Below are 15,155 nucleotides of genomic sequence, written 5' to 3' on the forward strand. Positions count from 1 at the left end.
CTCGTTATATCTTTTTGAGTGAAAAGCATACATAATTAGTCAATAATGATTAACAACCTGTATTCCCATTTGGTTTTTAAAATGCTGTAATGCCCAATCGTGTCCTACAGGGTTGAAACTTGCAACTGCATCCTCATGAATAATCACCTCGAAGCCAAGATACCAAGCAGATACGGCCGTATGGAGAATACATATATCCGTGCATGTGCCGACAAGATGAATTTGGCGAATACCGCGCGTATGCAGTTGTAGTGCTAAGTCAGTTCCTTCAAATGCACTGTATCTTGTTTTATCCATCCAATAAATGGACGCTTCCTTTTGTTTATAGAGGCTATGTAGTTCGCCATATAATTCGCGTCCTTCACTTCCGATGATATTGTGGGGCGGATAGAGCTTCGATTCAGGATGAAATGGATCAATTTCTTTGTGTGCATCTACAGCCATTACCACAAATTCACCATTCTGAAGAAAGTGATTGGTAAGATGAACAATCCGCTTTTCGATTTTTTGGGCAGGCTCTCCGCATGTTAAAGCGCCATTGGTTGCAACGAAATCATTTGTGTAATCGATGATCAGGATAGCTTTTTGACTCATAAATATATACCTCCATTTTAATTGTTTGATTTAACATAGTTAATATGACTATATAAATGAGTAAAAAAAGAAGGATTAATAGATGCTCACAAATGGCACGTAGTCAGTAAATTTATATAATTTGGCTGGATTTTGTGAGTATTTATTCGAGTATTTAGCAGAACCTTCCGCATCTCTGACTTCTTCAATAATCCCTTTTCTATTTATGGTAGACACCAAGCGTCTGCTAAAGTTAGAGCGATCTACTTTAAAATCAGGTACGACTGTCTCAATGACCTGAAGCAGCTCAGATAAGGTAAACTCTTCGGGTAGAAATTCTTTCGCGATATTAGTCTGAACCATAATCTCTTGGATTTTTTGTAGAGCATCCTTTAAGATTTCGTTGTGATCAAACGCCAAATTCATGGACATTGCTTCCTCAACCGTGAACAAACACGCATCTACAGCATCGTCATCAGCCTTAAATCCAGACAGTGCCTGCTCATTAACAAGGGCATAATAGGCAACGGTTGGAATCCATCCACCTGGATCACGGCCTGGAGTATAGTAGGCTTTTAGCTGCTTAATATGTACCTTCTCATTTAAGATGTGTGTTTCCTCACGCAGCTCACGTTCAGCACATTGATCAAGTGTTTCGTGTTCATTGAGAAAACCACCTGGAAAAGCCCAATACCCTGGAAAGCGATCGCTTTGTGGATCACGCTGAATCAGCAATATTTTTAGCTTACGATCGGGAAGGGATTTGTGCTTGGTATCTTTTCTAGGCTCCGATGTAATCGTAAATATACAAATGTCGGTAGGTAAGCCATCAGGAGATCGATAGACTGGCTTTTCCTTTGGAGGAATTTGCAAAGTGTGAAGCTCCTTTCTACGTGTTCTTGAGGTTATTTTATATAGTTATTTTCATATTGTCAATACGACTATATTAAATTCAGGACTTTTTACATACATTCTTTGCTTATGGGAAAGGAGCTGTATTTAATTATATATGTAGCTAAGGCTATATCTAAATACTTGTGCAAAAATTAGGGAAGCGGAAAGGTCAATCGGTCTTTTTAAGAAGTTGGAATGGAAGTGAAAGTTTGATCAATAATATAAATGGATAAATGCACAAATTCGTTCCATTTTGGTATATTCTCCGTGTTCAGCTTGAATTTATCTTAGAGGAAAGGGAATTTCAATGAAAATTAAACTAACAAGTATATTTGTCAACGATCAGGATAGAGCTCTTTCATTTTATACAGAGGTTTTAGGCTTTGTGAAAAAAAGCGACTTTCCAGTAGGAGATTTTAAATGGATAACGGTTGTTTCGCCGGAAGGCCCGGAAGATATTGAATTGCTTTTGGAACCACTGGGGCATCCTGCTGCGAAAACATTTCAAAAAGAAATGTTTGAGGCAGGAATTCCTTTAATGACGTTTGCTGTTGACGATATTCACAAAGAGTATGACAGACTGCTAAAACTGGGTGTAGTGTTTAAGAGTAAGCCTGTAGATATAGAAGGGACATCCATTGCTGTGTTTCATGATACATGCGGTAATCTTATCCAACTTTTTCAGGGATGATACACAAGCATGAAGGAAAAGCGGCTTGGGAGATTAGCAGACAGACATTACTAATTCTCCTTTTCAACATAAATGAACGTATTCTCCATGATGAAGATGTCGGCATTAGACGTTGGACAAGCAGTGACAATCAGGATAGTAGGACGTAGGTTTTTAGTGTAAACACAAAATTTTTCCCGTTACTAGGAAGACCAAGCTGTAGCTTATTATCCAACAAAATACAAAGCGATTGACAAGAAGTCAGAAAAGTAGCCGTTCCCATGTATGGATACTTGTGTTATACTACAGGCAATTGCATAACCACCTTCAGGGCAGGGTGAAATTCCCGACCGGCGGTAATGACGATTATGTCTGAGCCCGCGACTCGCAAACCGTTTTTGCGACTGACTTGGTGAAAATCCAAGGCCGACGGTATAGTCCGGATGGGAGAAGGTACAAGGCTTATCACATTTTTCAATGAGGATACATGACTTAGATTGTGGTGGCCATCGCAGACTGTTTTTTCATAAATGAGAAGACGGTTTATTTAGATGTATTCAAAATATGTCAGTCAAGGCATGATCTATTTGCGGTGGTGTAACACTTTATGTATCCATTTTTTGAAAAATCCGATGGTAGGCTGTATTTCTCTATGCCCTTTTACTGAAAAGGGCATTTTTTTATTGTAAAAAATAGGTTATGAAAGTAACCAAGGTGCGTTTGCAAGAGTAAAAGCAAGATACACAGAACAAAAAAACACAGAAAGGAGGAACGCTTATGAATGAGCTTCAAGAATGGAAGAGGAGCGAATGTGAGAATCAAGTGCTGTTGGATCAAGCTTTTATGAAGATAGCAATTCAATTGGCAGAAGGAGCGAGTCATCAGACATCTCCTAATCCTACAGTGGGTGCTGTTATTGCGAAAAATGGGAGCATTGTTGGTCTAGGAGCCCATCTGCGGGCAGGTGAGTCTCACGCTGAAATTCATGCCTTACGAATGGCTGGGGAAAAGGCAGCGGGGGCGACTGTATACGTAACCTTGGAGCCATGCAGTCATTATGGGAAAACACCACCCTGCGTTCAAGCGCTACTAGATGCAGGAGTGGCACGGGTTGTCATTGCCATAGAAGACCCTAATCCACTGGTGGCAGGTAAAGGTGTAGCAACTTTAAAACATGCTGGTATAGATGTGCAGGTCGGTGTATTAGAAAAGGAAGCCCGAGAATGCAATGAATCGTTTTTTCATTATATTCATACGAAAAGGCCGTTTGTTACGCTGAAGACGGCCAGTACATTAGATGGGAAGCTGGCTACAGCAACCGGCGATAGCAAATGGATAACGAGTGAATTGGCACGCAGGGAAGTTCATGCGGAACGGGCTAAATCTGACGCAATTTTAGTGGGTATAAACACGGTGATAAAAGATGATCCCTTACTGACAGCCCGGTTGTATGAAAAGGGAAGGCAGCCGATACGAGTCGTTCTTGATCAAACTCTCCGTATTCCAAAGACAGCTACGATTCTTAAAGATACTACATCGCCAGTTTGGATTTTTACCACAAGAAGAGCTTCTCAACAAAAAGTAGATTTCCTGCGTGCAAAAGGAATTCGAATCACGGTGCAACAAGAGGATCAAGTAACGATACCATTTGTCCTCCAAACCTTGGGAGAGGCAGAAATTGTATCGGTACTTGTAGAAGGTGGCAGCAAGATAAGCGGGGCGTTTTTAGAGGCACAAGCGATTCAAAAGGTAATAGCCTATGTCGCTTTTACACTTGTGGGTGGAGTGGAATCTCCAGTCGCCTACGGAGGAAACGGTATTCCTTTGATGAAAGATGCGATTCAACTCAGAGATGTAGCAGTAGAGAAGGTGAGTGAACAGGAAGTAAAGATAACGGGTTACCCACTTTGGACGGATCATAGCAATTCATAAGGAGTGAGGACGATCATGTTCACGGGGATTATTGAGGAAGTAGGTACGACCACTGGATTTTTAGTCAGTCAAAAGGCTGGCAACCTGCATATTAACGCCAGGCTGGTTGTAGAGGGAAGTAAAATAGGTGATTCCATTGCAGTAAATGGAGTTTGTTTAACGGTTACCGAGTTTAGCGCTAACGGCTTTGTAGTTGATGTTATGCCAGAGACGCTGAAGAGAACGAATTTGGGTGAGCTCCGGAATGGTGAGCTAGTAAATTTGGAGCGGGCGATGTCTATTGGCGACAGATTAGGTGGCCATCTGGTATCAGGGCATATTGATGGGAAAGGAAGAATTTTATCGAAAAGGCAAAATGAAAATGCCATACTATTCGAAATAGAAGCGGGAGCAGATATCCAGCGTTATCTCATTCCCCAAGGCTCTATTACAGTAGATGGAATAAGCTTAACAGTGGTTGCCATCAAAGCCACCTCCTTTTCCGTCTCGGTCATTCCTCATACCGCAGCAGTTACTACGCTCGGAAAGAAACAGGTGGGGGATTGCGTAAATCTTGAAAATGATGTGATTGGTAAATATGTGGAAAGGCTACTAGCTTCTCAAGGAAGCTTACTCCATTCTTTGCATTCTGCTCGCAACAAGCAACATTCTGTAACAGAAAGCTTTTTACGTGACAATGGGTTTGTCTAATACCAATGGCTAGGAGGGAATCTACATGCTTCACACGATAGAAGAGGCGCTAGAGGAATTGCGTCAGGGAAAGCCCATTATTGTGGTCGATGACGAGAATCGGGAAAATGAAGGAGATTTTCTGTGCATGGCGGAGAAGGCAACACCTGAGATGATTAATTTCATGGTTACCCATGGAAGAGGGCTGGTTTGCGTTTCGATTGAGGATAAAAGAGCTCGTGAGCTACAGCTAAGACAGATGGTGGAAAATAATACAGATCATCATGGAACAGCTTTTACAGTGTCCATAGATGAAAGGGATACGCATACAGGGATATCGGCGCATGAGCGTTCACAAACGATCATGGCAATGCTTGACCCGCAAGCAGAAGCTGATCGTTTCCGGCGCCCTGGACATATTTTTCCATTGGTTGCCAAGGAGGGCGGAGTATTAAAGCGGGCAGGACATACAGAAGCGGCGGTAGATCTGGCAAGGCTTGCTGGTGGTTATCCTGCTGGGGTAATTTGCGAAATCATGCAAGAGGATGGAAGCATGGCACGTTTACCTGCTCTATTAGAAATAGCGAAGCGTTTAGATGTAAAAATTGTTTCGATCGAACAACTGATTCATTATCGTATGCAAAGCGAATCGCTGGTGAAGAAGGAGGCGGAGACCATTCTGCCTACAGAATACGGAGATTTTCGCATCTTTGCCTACTCGAATACGTTGGATGGAAAGGAACATGTAGCTCTTGTTAAGGGAGATATTCGCCCTTATCAACCTGTTTTAGTGCGTGTGCATTCTGAATGCTTAACAGGCGATATATTTGGTTCTCTTCGTTGCGATTGCGGACCACAATTGCATGCTGCCCTGCAACAAATCGACGAGGTAGGAGCCGGAATTCTGCTATATATGAGACAGGAAGGGCGCGGAATTGGCTTAATAAACAAATTAAAAGCATATCAGCTACAGGAAGAAGGCTTAGACACTGTTGAAGCCAATGAACGGCTAGGCTTCCCCGCTGATTTACGTGAATATGGAATTGGTGCACAAATCTTGCGTGATCTGGGGGCTAAGAAATTGCGTCTTTTAACCAATAATCCTAGAAAAATCGTGGCACTCAATGGATATGGTCTAAAAGTAGCAGAACGAGTACCGCTTCAAATGAAAAGTCATCAGCATAATTACCATTACCTGCATACCAAGCAACAGAAACTAGGACATATGCTAACTATATTATAATGAAGAAATGAGGATGAATATGAAAATCTGGGAAGGCAAGCTCGTCGGTTCAGGATTGCGTATAGGAGTTGTTGCTGGTCGTTTTAACGAATTAATTGTCAGTAAACTAGTAAGTGGGGCTTTAGATACATTAAAACGGCATGGTGTGGAAGAAGCCCAAATTGAAATGGCATGGGTTCCGGGGGCCTTCGAGATTCCACTTATGGCGAAAAAAATGGCCGAAACAGCGCGTTTTGACGCGATTATTACATTAGGAGCAGTGATTCGCGGATCGACTCCCCATTTTGATTATGTTTGCAATGAATGTGCAAAAGGAGTAGCAGCTCTTTCTATGAGCAGTGGAGTACCTATTATTTTTGGTGTCCTAACGACTGATAATATTGAACAAGCTATCGAACGTGCCGGGACAAAGGCTGGAAATAAAGGATGTGAAGCGGCCGCTTCCGCTATTGAAATGGCGAATTTGGCACGTAGCTTTGAACAAACTTGCTAAATGGTATTAAAATGTGAGCTACCGATAGATTCGGTAGCTCTTTTCTACAAAAAATAGAACGTTGTAATTGTTAATGAAAGAATACGAATAAAGCAGATTTATGTTTGGATTTTTAATAATTTTAAATCTGTTTACGAACAGACTGAAGCTTTCTTACAAAATCTATAAATGCTATTGAGATTGTAACTAAGCCAAGGAGCTTACAATCCGAAGATGCTTGAAGGGTAGAACTTTTACGGGATGACTACAGTGATAGGCAGATAAGTGGAAGTAATCATCTGATAATGGCAAAAAAATGAACAATAGTTCTTTAGTTGCTAATATTTAGATTTTTTAAGCTGGAAAGTATTTCAACACCAAGATCGACCAATTTCTCTGAACCCATAAATTTTATGAGTACTTTAGCGCGTTTTTTGTGTCGATCTACTTTTTTAATCTGTCCTTCCATTCCTTTTAAGGGACCCGAATTAACATAGACCTCTGAATTTTCTAAGTGAATTTTTGAATACGTAATGATGTCTGTATTGCCTAATAATCGTAAGAGCGGGGACATTTCTTCATCATCAATAGCTGAAAAATTCGTGATTGAAATATCCTTCTTAGCATGATTGCTGCTTGTTAATTTTGAATATATGGGACCTATATTAACAAATTTGTATAGGTTAGGTATTTCTTTGATTTTGTAAAAGATACTTGAAGTCATATCCGTTTTAATTAAGACATAGCCAGGGAATAAAATTTTAATATTGTGAAAAATGGCTCCGTTCTTTTTCTCAGGAACTTTTCTCTTAGGTATGAGAGCATACAAAGTTTGTTCATCAAAATAATAGTTCAAATGATCTTTAACTATTTCTTCGCCGCCTGATCTTACGTAAAGAGCATACCATTTCAAAGTAATTATTCCTTTCAAAAAGTTTTTTTACGTACATCTTTCAGTAGTCAAAATGTCTAAGGTGATATGTAAAGATTTTTATTTATGTTGAATATAATTATAGGATAGTTGAAAAGTAAATCAACCATAATTTTTTCAAACTTTTGTTAATTAATAACCATAAAATGTTATTCAATTCTATTGTATAAAATAACAAATTGACAATTATCGACATTCCACAGTATTATTTGTATAATACCACTAATTATAAAATTAAGAATTTTTTCTTGATCATATAGGCAAAGCATTTTCACTGTAACGACTATTCATTCTCTAGTGGAAATTAATCGTTGTTTCGGCACGTTAGGGGAAACTAGGGTACATACATGAAATGATAAGTAGTGTACATATTTGTAGACGATATGGAGAAGGTATGTCTGCAAGCTTACATAAGCTGCAAAATGTAACCGCAATCAGCTCAATTTACATACATAAAAAAATGTAAGAGGGGAGTAATTCCTCTTTTTTGTTTTTAGATAAACAACTTTGAAAGGAGATATGCGGATCATATGAATGATACGTATCGTTTATACAAACTCAAAGTTGGTTTCAACTACAGTTATATCATCATGGATCAAGCTACAGGGAAGGCAGCAATTGTGGACCCTGCATGGGATTTGGAACGTATTACGATCATGCTTGCTGACCTCGGTGCAGAGGTAACGATGATACTGCTTACTCATTCACATTACGATCACGTTCATTTGGTAGAACCGTTAGTGAATCGGTATCAGCCAAAGGTATACATGTCTTCCAAAGAAATCGACTATTATCAGTATCATTCTCCTCATTTGCATTCCTTTGCCGATGAAGATGAGATTATGCTGGGAGAGACAAAAATCATTTGTCTTCTAACACCGGGACATACGGCAGGAAGTTCCTGTTTTCTCTTATCTGCTGCATTGTTAACAGGGGATACCATCTTCGTGGAAGGCTGTGGAATTTGCGATACGCCGGGAGGATGCCCAGATCAAATGTATGAAAGCGTACAAAAAATTCGAAATAGGGTCGACCCAAATGTTCGCGTATATCCGGGGCACTCATATGGGAAAGAGCCAGGATATCCCTTGGGCTATCTTTTGAAAAATAATATTTATTTCCAAATCGAAAATAAAGAACAATTCATCAAGTTTCGGATGCGTAAAAATCAGAAAAATTTATTTGATTTTAAATAAGGGTACTGGCTGTATGAGAACGGAGGAGCGTGGATGGAAAAACCGATGATTACAGTCGTTTTTATAATAAATCAGCTACTTCAACGCTCGATCTTAGATACCCCCAGATATAACAAAATGAGGATGATAATTCACTCCCACAAGCTCTTGAGACCTGTCCTTTTCTGGCGGGTCTCTTTTTTTTTTCAGATTTATTTGGCGGATTCACAAAATTTATTGCTCCAAACGAGCAAAAGAAAAACTAGGAATAGGAGAGGAGAGCAACCCTATCTTTTTTTATTGATGGTGTAACAATATCTGTTTTGCTGGATCAAATAAGTGATTAACAAACAGAAAGGATGTCATACGATGAAAAAACAAGCGCTTTTAGCGGTATGCACACTTACTCTATTGGTACAGACCGTACCATCTTTTTCTGGGGTGATATCATCCGGGTATGCAGCAGAGAATGCTTTACCGGCTACACAAATGAAACTACCATCTCTTACAGAACTAGACAAAAATGTGATTGAAACAATGAAGAAGGCCATGCAATCTATAGCAGAAGGGGTTGAAATTGAATTAGACGAAATTGTTGGGCAAAATCCGAGCTCCTGGGTCGTTAAAGCCAAAGGTAATCGAGGCAATATCCTTGTCGATAAAAAAACGGGCGAGGTAAAGCATGTGAATGTCAGATTTTCATTTGAAGAAGTGAAACCCAGCTTACAAGAATCCGTTATGAGAACATTAAAGGGGCTAGATGAAAAACGAATTTTTAAGATTACTAGCGTAGAAAGAACGAAATGGGAGAAGGAGGATGTCTGGTTGTTTCGATCAGATAATGACTCAGCTTCTGTCTTACTTGATGCACTGACAGAACAGGTAATTTCTGCTGGAGCCTCGTATAAGACTGAACAAATTGATCCAAGCAAAGTAAAAATCGCCGAGAAAGCGATAAAAGAGCTGGCGAAAACTCAATCGGTTCAACTTCTACCAACTGCCAGAATCTATACTAGTCCGAAAGAAAGCATCGATAAAGTGTGGTCTTTTGGGGACAAACAGCACGGTTACTGTGTATATGTAGGTGCTAAAACAGGTAAATTGGTGTCAGTATCCTCAAGCAAAGAGGTTGACTATGTGTCCGATGAGGAACGCCGAAAGGTATTTGCAAAACCTTTCTATACCAAAGAAAAAGCGATACTCGCGGCCAGTCCAATGGTAAAAAAGTGGTTTCAATTAGACCTCAAAGGCTACGATGTTTCCGTTCATGATAATGAGTATACTTTTACTAAAAAAGGGATGCCAACGATCAAGGCTAGCATCAATAAGAAAGGAACCTTTTGGGCTTTTTCTATTAAACCGGAACAAGGGTTGATGAACTAAATTGATGATAGACTGTCCATCACTTATAGGGTTACTTCCTGTTAGAGAGAAGGATACAGTATCTACCCCGCCATGTAATTGTCTGGCGGGGATGCTACCAATTGTCTTTTTGATCTGATTTTTCCATGGCAAGTTCAGCACGATCTAGATCAGCCAGCTCTTGCACGAACAGATAAAGAGCGAGTCTTTTCGCTACATTCTGCTACTTCTGACCGAACTCGATTCTTCTGTAAAAAGATAGTCTCAACGCTGGTATTCCGTCATGTAATCAAAGCTTTCTTTGCAGATTTTTGAAACTCTTCTGCCTAAATGAAAAGGATCGAAATCGCACTATATAATAACAATAAAGCCATAACTACGTTACATTGATTTCTATACTTAGATAAGACTGTTTTAAAAATCGAACCAAATACACTCCAACTGAAAGTTCCCATAAAGCCAATAAAAGCTAGAAGCAATGAATTATATAATAAGCTAAGATGTAAAGTGTGATAGGGAATGATAAAAGTTGATATTACGGTTATGCCATATAAAATACCTTTTGGATTCACAAATTGTAAAAGCATACCTGCTAAAAAACTGTTACTTTTATCTCTATCAGTATCTTGATCATGATTTGTACTAGTAATGATTTTGATAGCCAAATATATCATATAGGCGGCACCTAGAATGGACATAATCAATTCAATTTTTGGAATAAAATTTTTAAGCACAAGATTAAAATAACAGCTCATTACGATGATGACGAAAAAACCAGCCCCTACTCCTAAACAAAATCGCAATGTCTGTTTAAAGCCGTATTTATTCGCGAATAACATAGCCATTATGTTATTTGGACCTGGTGTAAAACTAGAAATAAAAGCATACAGCAGCATTGATAAGAAAGGCATATCAGAACCTCCTTTGTGGTGTATGTTATAATGTACAGAACGAACAATATAACGGTTTACTTCTTATTGTACGAAACGAACGTTATCTTGTACAGAAAGGTAGGAGTGTTTTTATGGAGGAGATACATCTTATCATTGCAAAAAACGTAAAAGCCTTTCGTGAAAGTAAGAAATTAAGTCTTGAAAGAGTTGCTGAACTAACTGGAGTAAGCAAAACGATGATCGGTCAAATCGAAAGAGGGGAATCGAGCCCTACGATTACAACTATCTGGAAAATCGCAAATGGATTAAAGATTTCCTTTACTTCACTCATAAATAATCCACAGCCAGATACTCAAGTTGTTTTGAGAAATGAAATTAAAACATTATCTGAAGACAATGGAAAATATCGAGTCTTTCCCAATTTTTTGTTTGATGATGACAGACGCTTTGAAGTGTACTCAGTCGAGATAGAAAAGGGTGGTTTTCTAAGCTCTGATGCGCATATGGAGGGAACGGAAGAGTTTCTCACTATTTTTGAAGGGGAGCTAACTGTATGTGTAAATAACAATGAGTATACGATTAGAAGTGGTGATTCTATTAGATTTAAGGCAGATAGCCCCCATACCTATCATAATGCAGGAAGGACATTAACCCGATTGAGTATGATTTTGTATTATCCAACTTAATTCCTACTGTTAGGGGTATTTCATCATCTTTAGGCTAAACTTATATAAGTTTTGTGTTAGCGGAATTTTTTTAATCACTTTGAAATTTTCTGAAAGGCTTAACAAGGGACTTCTATACACAGAAGTCCCTAATTCTTCTTTAAATTCCCCATTATCCATTCACAATACCTAATAGAAAAAGTTCTTTGAAGGAAGTATCTCTTCTAAGGACTTTTCTATTTTACCCCGAAATTTCCCAAATGACTTTCTCTCCATATGATTTTGAAGCAAAATTCTACGTTTTACTTCTAGGAGAATACTATTCCCTCCATACACGTATTAAAGGATTTCTGATTCTTTTCATTAAGCTCCTCAAATTGATAAATTAATTTATCGCAATTATATGTCAAATGCATACGGCTTGGGGATTAGAGGTAGTTTATGTTTTTTTGGCCTCTTTACCTAGAATCTTATTTTGGAACCTTTATACATGAGCAACTCGACAACAAACTTAATCATATTTCTAATTCTGTTACAACTGTCATGTTTTATACTGTTTTTGCCTTTTAAAAGAACTAATTGGAGAAATAGTCCAATCGGACATTATCTCTGTAGCATACGATTTAGTAACGTATGTTAAAAGGAGGAATTTCATTATGGGTAACCATGAAAAATGCTGGCAATGTGGACATAAAAAATGCAGATGCAAGAAAAATAATAGCAAGTGCAAAGTAAAGAATAAGATCAAGATTAATGTACCAACCGGAGCACAAGGAGCAACAGGGGCAACGGGAGCAACAGGGGCAACGGGAGCAACAGGGGCAACAGGGACAACAGGAGGAACAGGAGGAGCAGGAGCAACAGGAGCAACAGGGGCAACAGGAGCAACAGGGGCAACAGGGGCAACAGGGTCAACCGGAGCAAGCGGAGGTCTTTTAGGTTTCGCAAATATATTTGACACAACACAACAAACCTTAGCATTAAATACTGCGGTCACTTTTAATACGAATGGAATCATCTCGCCTCCAACTTTAGTTACCCATACTCCAGGCACTGCTCCCATCACGATAAATCAAACAGGTACTTATCTCATTACTTATGAGGTATTTCCACAACAGGGTACTTCCGCATTTGCTTTATTCAATGGTCTAGTACAAATACCAGGCTCAAATTTTGGAGCTGGTTCAGGTAACCAAACTTATAGCGGGCAAGTGATCACCACTTTTACAGCAGGGGATATTCTTACCTTACGTAACATTGATGGGAATACCGTATTACAAAATAGTGTATCAGGTGCGGGTCCTGCAGTTGTAAGTGCCTCTTTAGTAATTGAAAAAATTGCCTAACATACAAAATATTCAGTGATTACTCTGTTTGAAGGCTGTTGAAAAAATTCGATGGCCTCTTTTTTTTGTAATTTTGCCTAACATCATAAATGATAAATCCATTTTTTCTTGAGAAAAATCACCATAATAGAAGAAAGCCCCACTAAAAAGCGGGGCTTTCTCAACAATCTAAGGCCTCTCTTGCAGGGGCTCGTTTTTTCCTTGATCAAAAAGGAATTCGTTCTGAATGAATCACATAATGATGTTCCGCTACCCAGGCTATGAGGCCATTCCAAAAATCTTCGCAGGCGACAATTATTTTGGACGGTTCTGCTAAGTTTCCAGACATCACCAGTCTAGCTACCTCGTCAAACCCTGCCGGACGATTCGCGAGTTCCAATGATTCGGGCAAAACCATGGCCCCAGTCGAGTAGAGTTTTTGATTGTGCAACCCGATCACCATGGCACCGTATTGGGCAAATTGCATGGTCAAATAGGGCAGATAGGTAAGATGGCCGTTTAGACGTGCATTTCTAAGCTTCCCGATAAATTCATACATTTCTCCTACAAGAACTCCATTGATTGCCTGTGTAAAATCTTCCTTTGTTGGTGAATCTGCCGCATTTTTTAGCGTTGAAAAAAAGTCCTTAGGATCATACAGACTAAGCAGGGCAAAGAAGGGGCCATGTGTAAGTGGCCAATCTCCTTCCACAGTAGCGGCTGTTTTCAGAAGGACATTTGCACTGTATACATTCACTTCAGCTTTCCAAGGTCCCGCTGACCATTCATAACTAAATTCTACGTCTTCGCTGGATTCTTCTAATACACAAAACATCTCAATGTCTGAAAAAGGGCCGTCTGTACCTCGGGAAACAGATCCATAGATTCCTATGGCCAGGACTTTATCTTTGTATACCTCATGTAACCTCGCGGCAATTTCTTGGCAGTTTTGAAGTCTTTCACTTCGAGAAATTTTTACAGGTCCATTCATATTCTCATACATCTCCCTTTGTAAATTTTGGGGTGAGGTTGATACGAATACATGAATGGAGGACCTCGGGATTAACGGGGGCCAATTTTTTGATGCATAAGAACTCCTCCCCATACATTATGGGGATTATACCCAATCAGACTCAATTTCCTGCATGGGACAATTGAAAAGGGAAATCTTTCTCTGCCCATTTCTTACCTAGGTACCATCCCTCTTACTATATACATTACGATAGACAGAAGGTGTTATCCTTTCGAATTTCTTGAATGTTTTAATAAAATAGCTAGGCTCACTGAATCCTAATTCATTGCTGATTTGAGAAATGGAGAGATCGGTTGTCTCTAAAATTTGTTTAGCCCACTCTATCTTCAAGCGTGGAATGAACACAGAAAAATTCTCCCCGGTTTCCTTGGTGAACAAACGACTGAAATAGCTAGGGCTAACATGGCAAATATCAGCCATATCCGCTAATGTAAAGTTTTCATTTTTATGAGCATAAATATAATCAAAGGCCGGTTGAAGAATGGTGCTGGTGGAAATTCTTTTATGGGTAGACATGTTTATGATCTGACTATCAATAAGCGTATTTTCCAGCTCTTTTTTTATGGTTTGGATATTGCGGTACGAGTGATCGGCAATGGCATCAATAACAGGTTTGTCCGATGTGAACGCATGACGATACATATCAATAGTTGAATTTTTCGTGATGGCTTCTTCCACAATGTAATTGCATAAGTGATACAGCATTTCAGAAATGGTTGTTATTTCATCATAGGACAAGACGGGAAGGGAGGCATAGTCTTGTTCCAAGCCAAGGAGCTTTTTATGGGTATCGACATTGGTTGGCCGGGTTACTATTTGTTCCAGCTCCAATGGATTATCACGTAATTTTACCTGACCTGCCATAATAGCTCCAATATACTGATTGTTGACAATAATAGGGATGGCGATATCTATAATATGGAAATGGCACAGATAGATATACGGCCTATTCAGTCGCACAGCCTCCAATCCGCCTCTTGCATCGCATTTTTGGCAGTATTCGGACAATGCAGCGTCTTTTCGTATCGCCTGACAGAAGCTCTGGCATTGGCTGTGCTGCGTCACGGGTACACCCTTATAATCAGTTGTGATAATCGCCATTTTAGTGACTAGAGAGAGTGAGTCTTGCAGTTTCTGCCACTTTGTTAGATCTATAATTTTGTCCAATTTAACATGCAAGGTCATGAGATCTACTCTCCTTTCGTACCTTCGCATTATTATAGCATAATAGTCTGATGGCAGGACAAGATAATCCTATTTTGGGACATGCAGGACAAGATAATACGATGAGAAAGCGCTTTATTTGGAGTAAATCGTT

At 39.4% G+C, this 15,155-nt stretch carries 15 protein-coding genes and 1 riboswitch; of the genes, 9 read left to right on the top strand and 6 right to left on the bottom strand.

What is annotated here, in order from left to right; translation table 11 throughout:
- Nucleotides 1-39 precede the first annotated feature (39 nt).
- Nucleotides 40-594: a cysteine hydrolase family protein gene (locus BRLA_RS10795; protein ID WP_003337404.1), complete on the bottom strand. Its 555-nt coding sequence runs from the start codon at nt 592-594 to the stop codon at nt 40-42.
- A 75-nt stretch (nt 595-669) separates the two neighbouring features.
- A complete protein-coding gene (locus BRLA_RS10800) occupies nt 670-1,446 on the bottom strand; it encodes an NUDIX hydrolase (RefSeq protein WP_003337405.1) in 777 nt (258 codons plus the stop codon).
- A 328-nt stretch (nt 1,447-1,774) separates the two neighbouring features.
- On the opposite strand from BRLA_RS10800, the gene BRLA_RS10805 reads away from it, so the two are divergent.
- The 5 genes from BRLA_RS10805 (at nt 1,775) to ribH (ending at nt 6,474) form a co-directional block, all read left to right on the top strand.
- Nucleotides 1,775-2,158 (top strand): VOC family protein, encoded by a 384-nt coding sequence (locus BRLA_RS10805; protein ID WP_003337406.1) that lies wholly within the window; start codon nt 1,775-1,777, stop codon nt 2,156-2,158.
- Between the two features lie 298 nt (nt 2,159-2,456).
- Nucleotides 2,457-2,596: riboswitch (FMN riboswitch) on the top strand.
- Nucleotides 2,597-2,914: 318 nt separating this feature from the next.
- Entirely contained in the window at nt 2,915-4,069 is a 1,155-nt protein-coding gene (gene ribD, locus BRLA_RS10810) for a bifunctional diaminohydroxyphosphoribosylaminopyrimidine deaminase/5-amino-6-(5-phosphoribosylamino)uracil reductase RibD (RefSeq protein ID WP_003337408.1), read from the top strand.
- 15 nt (nt 4,070-4,084) lie between these two features.
- Nucleotides 4,085-4,759, top strand: coding sequence for a riboflavin synthase (locus tag BRLA_RS10815; RefSeq protein ID WP_003337409.1), 675 nt, complete (start codon nt 4,085-4,087; stop codon nt 4,757-4,759).
- 25 nt (nt 4,760-4,784) lie between these two features.
- A complete protein-coding gene (locus BRLA_RS10820) occupies nt 4,785-5,981 on the top strand; it encodes a bifunctional 3,4-dihydroxy-2-butanone-4-phosphate synthase/GTP cyclohydrolase II (RefSeq protein WP_003337410.1) in 1,197 nt (398 codons plus the stop codon).
- A gap of 19 nt (nt 5,982-6,000) precedes the next feature.
- The gene (gene ribH, locus BRLA_RS10825; RefSeq protein WP_003337412.1) at nt 6,001-6,474 is read left to right on the top strand and encodes a 6,7-dimethyl-8-ribityllumazine synthase; all 474 of its coding nucleotides are present in this window, start codon (nt 6,001-6,003) and stop codon (nt 6,472-6,474) included.
- A gap of 310 nt (nt 6,475-6,784) precedes the next feature.
- Here ribH and loaP read toward each other — a convergent pair whose 3' ends face one another.
- Complete coding sequence (gene loaP / locus BRLA_RS10830; RefSeq protein ID WP_022585241.1) at nt 6,785-7,366, bottom strand: antiterminator LoaP; 582 nt, start codon at nt 7,364-7,366, stop codon at nt 6,785-6,787.
- 548 nt (nt 7,367-7,914) lie between these two features.
- Between loaP and BRLA_RS10835 the strand changes: the two genes are divergently transcribed.
- Both BRLA_RS10835 and BRLA_RS10845 read left to right on the top strand, forming a co-directional pair.
- A complete protein-coding gene (locus BRLA_RS10835; RefSeq protein WP_003337414.1) occupies nt 7,915-8,580 on the top strand; it encodes an MBL fold metallo-hydrolase in 666 nt (221 codons plus the stop codon).
- A gap of 348 nt (nt 8,581-8,928) precedes the next feature.
- The gene (locus BRLA_RS10845) at nt 8,929-9,942 is read left to right on the top strand and encodes a hypothetical protein (RefSeq protein WP_003337415.1); all 1,014 of its coding nucleotides are present in this window, start codon (nt 8,929-8,931) and stop codon (nt 9,940-9,942) included.
- A 305-nt stretch (nt 9,943-10,247) separates the two neighbouring features.
- On the opposite strand, the gene BRLA_RS10850 is transcribed toward BRLA_RS10845, so the two are convergent.
- The gene (locus BRLA_RS10850) at nt 10,248-10,832 is read right to left on the bottom strand and encodes a LysE family transporter (RefSeq protein ID WP_003337417.1); all 585 of its coding nucleotides are present in this window, start codon (nt 10,830-10,832) and stop codon (nt 10,248-10,250) included.
- A 113-nt stretch (nt 10,833-10,945) separates the two neighbouring features.
- On the opposite strand from BRLA_RS10850, the gene BRLA_RS10855 reads away from it, so the two are divergent.
- Together BRLA_RS10855 and BRLA_RS10860 are read left to right on the top strand one after the other, a co-directional pair.
- Entirely contained in the window at nt 10,946-11,500 is a 555-nt protein-coding gene (locus BRLA_RS10855) for a helix-turn-helix domain-containing protein (protein WP_003337418.1), read from the top strand.
- Nucleotides 11,501-12,135: 635 nt separating this feature from the next.
- Nucleotides 12,136-12,825 carry a hypothetical protein gene (locus BRLA_RS10860; protein ID WP_003337419.1) on the top strand — a complete coding sequence of 230 codons (690 nt, stop codon included), beginning with the start codon at nt 12,136-12,138 and terminating at the stop codon, nt 12,823-12,825.
- 205 nt (nt 12,826-13,030) lie between these two features.
- Here BRLA_RS10860 and BRLA_RS10865 read toward each other — a convergent pair whose 3' ends face one another.
- Both BRLA_RS10865 and BRLA_RS10870 read right to left on the bottom strand, forming a co-directional pair.
- Entirely contained in the window at nt 13,031-13,807 is a 777-nt protein-coding gene (locus BRLA_RS10865; RefSeq protein WP_041752109.1) for an ANT(4')-I family aminoglycoside nucleotidyltransferase, read from the bottom strand.
- Nucleotides 13,808-13,993: 186 nt separating this feature from the next.
- A complete protein-coding gene (locus BRLA_RS10870; protein ID WP_041752111.1) occupies nt 13,994-15,022 on the bottom strand; it encodes a PocR ligand-binding domain-containing protein in 1,029 nt (342 codons plus the stop codon).
- Nucleotides 15,023-15,155 lie beyond the last annotated feature (133 nt).

The sequence above is a fragment of the Brevibacillus laterosporus LMG 15441 genome (assembly GCF_000219535.2).
GTDB lineage: Bacteria > Bacillota > Bacilli > Brevibacillales > Brevibacillaceae > Brevibacillus_B > Brevibacillus_B halotolerans.

Bases quoted from the DNA above. Each gene is read 5' to 3' on its own strand.
- BRLA_RS10795 (WP_003337404.1), bottom strand. From the start codon at position 594: ATGAGTCAAAAAGCTATCCTGATCATCGATTACACAAATGATTTCGTT.
- BRLA_RS10805 (WP_003337406.1), top strand. From the start codon at position 1,775: ATGAAAATTAAACTAACAAGTATATTTGTCAACGATCAGGATAGAGCT.
- ribD (WP_003337408.1), top strand. From the start codon at position 2,915: ATGAATGAGCTTCAAGAATGGAAGAGGAGCGAATGTGAGAATCAAGTG.
- BRLA_RS10815 (WP_003337409.1), top strand. From the start codon at position 4,085: ATGTTCACGGGGATTATTGAGGAAGTAGGTACGACCACTGGATTTTTA.
- BRLA_RS10820 (WP_003337410.1), top strand. From the start codon at position 4,785: ATGCTTCACACGATAGAAGAGGCGCTAGAGGAATTGCGTCAGGGAAAG.
- ribH (WP_003337412.1), top strand. From the start codon at position 6,001: ATGAAAATCTGGGAAGGCAAGCTCGTCGGTTCAGGATTGCGTATAGGA.
- BRLA_RS10835 (WP_003337414.1), top strand. From the start codon at position 7,915: ATGAATGATACGTATCGTTTATACAAACTCAAAGTTGGTTTCAACTAC.
- BRLA_RS10845 (WP_003337415.1), top strand. From the start codon at position 8,929: ATGAAAAAACAAGCGCTTTTAGCGGTATGCACACTTACTCTATTGGTA.
- BRLA_RS10850 (WP_003337417.1), bottom strand. From the start codon at position 10,832: ATGCCTTTCTTATCAATGCTGCTGTATGCTTTTATTTCTAGTTTTACA.
- BRLA_RS10855 (WP_003337418.1), top strand. From the start codon at position 10,946: ATGGAGGAGATACATCTTATCATTGCAAAAAACGTAAAAGCCTTTCGT.
- BRLA_RS10860 (WP_003337419.1), top strand. From the start codon at position 12,136: ATGGGTAACCATGAAAAATGCTGGCAATGTGGACATAAAAAATGCAGA.
- BRLA_RS10865 (WP_041752109.1), bottom strand. From the start codon at position 13,807: ATGTATGAGAATATGAATGGACCTGTAAAAATTTCTCGAAGTGAAAGA.
- BRLA_RS10870 (WP_041752111.1), bottom strand. From the start codon at position 15,022: ATGACCTTGCATGTTAAATTGGACAAAATTATAGATCTAACAAAGTGG.